Genomic DNA, 552 nt, shown 5'->3' with positions numbered 1-552 from the left:
GGCGCGCCTGGCCGCCGGATAGCTGGTGCGGGTAGCGGTCGGCGAAATCGCGCGGCAGACCGACCAGCGCAAGAAGCCGTGTGACTTCAGCGTTGAGATCGCGATCCGACAAACCGTGGATGACGAAAGGCTCCGACAGCAGCGAGCGCACGCTGAGCCGCGGCGACAGCGATCCGACCGGATCCTGGAACATCATCGGCATGCGCCGCCGCACCGGTTTCATCGCGGCGTTGGACAGGCCTTGCAGTTCCTGTCCTTCGAACACGATCGTGCCTGCTTTCACCGGCTGAAGACCGTTGAGGGTGCGCGCCAGCGTCGTCTTGCCCGAGCCGGATTCGCCGACCAGCGCGAAGGTGCTGCCTCGTTGAAGCGTGAAGCTGACGCCGGAGACCGCTTCGATTTCGGTGGCCCGCCCCGCGAGCCTGGCGGACAGGCCGCCAACCCGAAACGAGACGCGCAGGTCGCTGACACGGAGCAGGTCTTCGTTCATGCGCTCATGGCCCCCAGTGGAACGTCCGCGTGCCAGCAATGGGCGATATGAGATCCGCCGAC

Annotated in this window: 1 protein-coding gene; it reads right to left on the bottom strand. The window is 66.1% G+C overall.

Translation table 11 applies throughout. The features are described from left to right. Positions 1-490, bottom strand: a 490-nt coding sequence (locus ENZ75_RS33730) for an ATP-binding cassette domain-containing protein (RefSeq protein ID WP_128278695.1), incomplete at its 3' end; no start/stop codon positions are given. Positions 491-552 lie beyond the last annotated feature (62 nt).

It is taken from the genome of Mesorhizobium sp. M7A.F.Ca.CA.002.04.1.1 (genome assembly GCF_004022805.1).
Lineage (GTDB): Bacteria > Pseudomonadota > Alphaproteobacteria > Rhizobiales > Rhizobiaceae > Mesorhizobium > Mesorhizobium ciceri.
The sequence above is the reverse complement of the archived record's forward strand: the minus strand, read 5'-3'. Positions and strand labels throughout refer to the sequence as shown.